We start from the raw sequence: 4,577 nt of genomic DNA on the forward strand, positions 1-4,577 counted from the left end.
CCACCCGCCGTCGAGAGGATCTCCCACCGTGTCGAGAAGCTCCGGGCCCTCGCCCGCCGCCGTCGCGGACCCGGCCCGCCGCGAGCCCGCGTCCGTCACCTGCCGCTGGTGCGCGAGCACCACGGGCACCGTCGTGCTCGACCTGGGCGACCAGCCCGCGGCCGACCACTTCCCGGCCGCGGACGACCCGGGCCCGGACGCGGTGCATCCGCTGCGGATGTGGCTCTGCGCGCAGTGCGGCCTCGCGAACCTGGCCGAGGACCCGACGACGCCGGAGGAGCCGCGCGGCGCCGAGCCGCAGGCCATGGTCGACCAGGCCCGCGACGCCGTCGCGCGCGTGCAGGCCGCGGGCCTGCTCACCGGGGCGGACGGCGCCCCGCGGCGCACGGTCACCGAGTTCGGCAGCCCGCACGGCGGGTCGTGGCTGGACCTGCTCGACGCCGTCGGGCTGACGCCGGCGGCGGACGGCGAGCCCGCGGACCTCGTCATCGACTGCTTCGGCCTCATGCACGCCGCGGACCAGGCCGGCGGACTCGCGGAGCGGGCCGACGCGACCGCGCCCGGCGGGACGCTGCTGCTGCAGTTCCACAGCCTCGCCGCGATCGTCGCCGACGGCGGATGGAACGCGCTGCGCCACGGCCACTTCGCCTACTACTCGACGCCGGTGCTGGTCCGGATGCTCGCCGCGATCGGGTTCGAGGCGACCCACGCCTTCTGGTTCGACCTCTACGGCGGCACCGTCCTGCTCGCGGCGCGCCGGTCCGGCGTCGACGGCCCGACGGACCTGCCGTCGGTCGAGGGCCTCGTCGAGCGCGAGCTCGCCCTCGGCGTGCTGGACCCCGCCGTCGTCGGGGGTCTGGAGTCCGCCACCGCGGCGAGTGCCGACGCCCTGCGCGCGCACCTCGCCGAGGGCGCGGATGCCGGCCGCTCGGTCATCGGCTACGCGGCCGCCTCCCGGGCGGTGCCGCTGCTCAACCGGGCCCGCATCGGCCCGGACCTGCTGCCCGCCGTCGCGGACGGCTCACCGGGCAAGCAGGGCCGCCGGTTCCCCGGGGTCGCGGTGCCGATCGTGGCCCCCGAGGAGGTCGTCCGCCGCCGTCCCGACGAGGTGGTCCTCTTCGTCACCGACCTGCTCGGTGAGATGCGTACCCGCATGCCGGAGGTGGAGGCGGCGGGCGGTCGCTGGGTCGTCGTCGACCCCGCCCTGCGGGTGGCCGAGCCCGGGAGCTGAAGCCACCGTGAGGTGAGGGACACCTCACTGCGGGAGCACCGCGCCGCGCGGCGCGGCGTCCTCCCGTGGACGGGAGCGGCGGGCGCCGGTCGACGGCGGGTGTCCGGAGCGTCGGGGCGCGGTCCTAGACTCGCCCCGACGACAGGCCGTCCGCCGCGCCCGGACGGACGAGAGGCACGACGGGGATCCGACGCCGAGCGGAGGACGATCTCCGGACGTGCCCGAGCGATCGATGGGATGCGGAGCATGACGGCAGTCGAGGCCCCCCGAGCGCCGGGCGCCGGTGCCGGCTCCGACGGACGGGGAGGCGCGGCAGGTCCCCCGACCGGGACGCGCCGGCGGTCCCCGCACCTGCGGGTGGCGGTGCTCGTGGTCGTGCTCACCACGCTCGTGGCGGGTCTGGGGACCTTCGCGGCCTTCCTGGCCACGGTCGGGCACTACCAGAGCACCGCCGAGATCGTGTTCACGAACACGATGGAGAACGACGACAACATCGCCAAGGGCTCCCGCTACGTGCAGGACCGCATCGCGAGCTGGGAGGGCGTCACCGGGAGCGAGGCCGTCTCGGCCCGCGCCGCGCAGATCGCCGCGAGCCGGGGCACGCCGTACGACCCGGCCACGGTGGCGATCACCGGGAAGCACCTGTCGGGCACCGAGGTCCTCCAGGTCACCGCGACCTCGGGCGACGCCGGGACGGTCACGAGGGCCGCGTCGGCCGCCGCCCAGGCCACGGTCGACGTGGTGGTCGACAGCGAGCGCTACCCCGGGACCCCGCAGTCGAAGATCGCCGGGACGGTCGTCAGCCCGGGCGGGCCGGTCGTCGACCACGGCGTGCAGGAGGCCCGCTGGTGGGGCGTCCTCGGCGGGGTCGCGGGCTTCATCGTGTCCCTGCTGGCCTGCTCGCTGCTGCGCCCCGGGCGCTGGGCGCGCGACCTCGCGCCGCACACCGTCCGCTCCCGTCGCCGGATGGTCGAGCTCAACTCGACGGTGATGGGCGACGAGCTCCGTGGGCTCATCAGCGGGCTCCGCCGCCCCGAGGGCAAGGCCACCGTCGCGGTCGCCGCGATCGCGATCGCCGGGTACGGCGTCACGGGGTCGGTGGTCTTCCCGCTCTTCGCGGTCCTGGCCGCGGCGGTGTGGACGTGGCGCACGGCCGATCCGCGCTGGTCCGCGGTCGCCCTGCTCTTCACCGGGTGCGGCGTCTTCCCGGACAAGGTCGACGTCGTCAAGCTCGGGCCGGTCACGCCGACGGTGCTCGAGGTCGCCCTCGTGCTCGCCCTGGTGCTCACCCTGCGCGGTCGCCGCGTCGGGCAGGCGCCGCGCTCGGCCTTCGCCGGGCCGATCGCGGCGATCCTGGTGGCCGCCACCATCGGCGCGGTGACCGCCCTCGCGCTCGGCGGCCAGTTCGTCCTGATGATCGACAACTACCGGGCGCTGCTCGTGGTCTCGGCGTTCGTCCCGGTCTACTACGCCTTCGCCCGGCGTCCGCACCAGTTGATCGCGGTCCTGCTCTACCTCGCGGGCGTCTGCAGCGCGGTCGTGCTCGTCGCCGCGGCCGCGGGGTGGAGCCGCCTGCTCGTCGACGAGCGCGACTCGATCATCACCGGGTCCTCGACCTCCGACGTCGCGCGGCTCTCCGGCCCGACGCTCAACCTCTGGGCCCCCCTGCTGGTCCTGCTGCTCTCGGCGCTGATGCCGCGCAAGCCGCGCTGGGTGTGGCTCGGGCTCCTGCTCATCGGCATCGCGCACGAGGCCGCCAGCTTCAACCGTTCCACCTGGGCGCCGCTGGTCCTGCTCATCGTCGCGGTGGCCGCGGTCACCCACGGCCCGAAGGGGCTCGTCCGGAGGGCCGCGGTCCTCGTCGTGGTCGGCGCCATCGGCTTCAGCCTGGCCCTGACGGGGCTGGCCGGCGGCCAGGCCAAGCAGATCGCCCTGCGCGCGTCCAGCGTCGTCACCGGCCAGGCCTACGGCGAGGACAGCCTGCCCGACCGGCTCCGCGAGAACGCCGCGGCCTACGGGACCCTCGAGAAGCAGCCGTGGTTCGGCGTCGGCGTCGGCCAGTACTACGGCGGTGAGCTCATCAGCTACGACGACGACCACAGCCGCACCGTCGTCGACCCGCGCCCCTACATCCACAACCAGTACCTCCGGATCTGGCTGTACATGGGCGTGTTCGGGTTGCTCGCCTACGCCTTCGCCGGGGTGCGCATCCTGTCGGTCGTCCTCACCTCCTGGCGACGACGAACGCCGGGGGCGCCGATGGTCGTGGTGATCGGCATGGGCCTGGCCTGCCTCGCGGCCCAGGCCAGCCTCCAGACGATGCTGGTGGACCGGCCGTCGATCATCATCATCGTCACGCTGATGGCGGCGGCGTCGGCCTTCGCGACGTGGACGCCGTGGCCGGTGCTCACCGCGCCCGCCCCCCGCCGACCCGGCGCGGGGGCGAGTGGTCCGTGGCCGGACCGGCGACCCCGATCCGGCCCACTGCCGAGCCCGCCGAGACGGCCCGCGGTCCGCGCGGGCACCATGGAGGAGTGAGCTCACCGATGACCGTGTCGTCCGCACTGCGCAAGGCGTGGTGGGTGCTCGTGCTCGGTGCCGTGCTCGGTGCCGTCGTCGGGCTCGTCGTCGACCTCCGCCTCACGGGGGCCGACTACACGTCGAGCTCGCAGGTGTTGATCTCCGGGGGTGGCTCCGCGGAGTCCTCGGACGCCGCCTACAACACCAACCAGTACGTCAACCAGCGGATGTCGACCTACGCGCAGCTGCCGTCGAGCGACCAGGTGGTCGTGCCGGCCAGCAAGCAGCTGGGCATCGACAGCGCCGACCTCACGCAGCGGGTCACGGCCGGCGTCCAGGGCGACACCACCGTGCTGACGATCAGCGTGCGCGGCGCGAGCCCGGACGACGCGGTGCGGGCCGGGCGGGCGGTCACCCAGGGCTTCACGCAGGCCATCGGCGCCCTCGAGACGCCCCCCGGCCAGCCGCCCCGGGTCACGACGCAGGTGATCTCCGAACCCTCGACCCCCGCCGTCCGGTCGACGCCTCCGGCGGTGCTCTTCGTGGTCGTGGGTGCGATCGCGGGCTTCCTGCTGGTGCTCATCGGTGTGTCGTTGTTCTACTCGCGGACGCTCCGCCGGCTCGGCGGTCGGATCGGCTCCTGGATCGGCAGCGACCCGTCCGGCGCGCCGCGGCAGTTCGCGCCGCCGACGGGCGCCAACCCGATGGTGGCCCCGCCGCCCGGCTACTTCCCGCCGCAGGGTCGGCCGCTGCCGCCGCCCCCGCGCCCGATGGGGCCCCCGCACCCCCAGCCCGCCATCGATCCCACCCCGACCACTCCGGTGGC

Annotated in this window: 3 protein-coding genes; all 3 read left to right on the forward strand. The window is 75.1% G+C overall.

Going from position 1 to position 4,577, the window contains the following annotated elements; translation table 11 throughout:
• Nucleotides 1-28 precede the first annotated feature (28 nt).
• Entirely contained in the window at nucleotides 29-1,231 is a 1,203-nt protein-coding gene (locus AC0CYZ_RS27630; RefSeq protein WP_472221316.1) for a class I SAM-dependent methyltransferase, read from the forward strand.
• A 246-nt stretch (nucleotides 1,232-1,477) separates the two neighbouring features.
• Nucleotides 1,478-3,769, forward strand: coding sequence for an O-antigen ligase family protein (locus tag AC0CYZ_RS27635; protein ID WP_472221317.1), 2,292 nt, complete (start codon nucleotides 1,478-1,480; stop codon nucleotides 3,767-3,769).
• A gap of 8 nt (nucleotides 3,770-3,777) precedes the next feature.
• On the forward strand, nucleotides 3,778-4,577 hold an 800-nt coding region (locus AC0CYZ_RS27640), incomplete at its 3' end, for a YveK family protein (protein ID WP_472221318.1).

Source organism: Actinomycetospora sp. (assembly GCF_055612215.1).

Coding starts and splice junctions, on each gene's coding strand:
- AC0CYZ_RS27635 (WP_472221317.1), top strand. CDS start 1,478: ATGACGGCAGTCGAGGCCCCCCGAGCGCCGGGCGCCGGTGCCGGCTCC.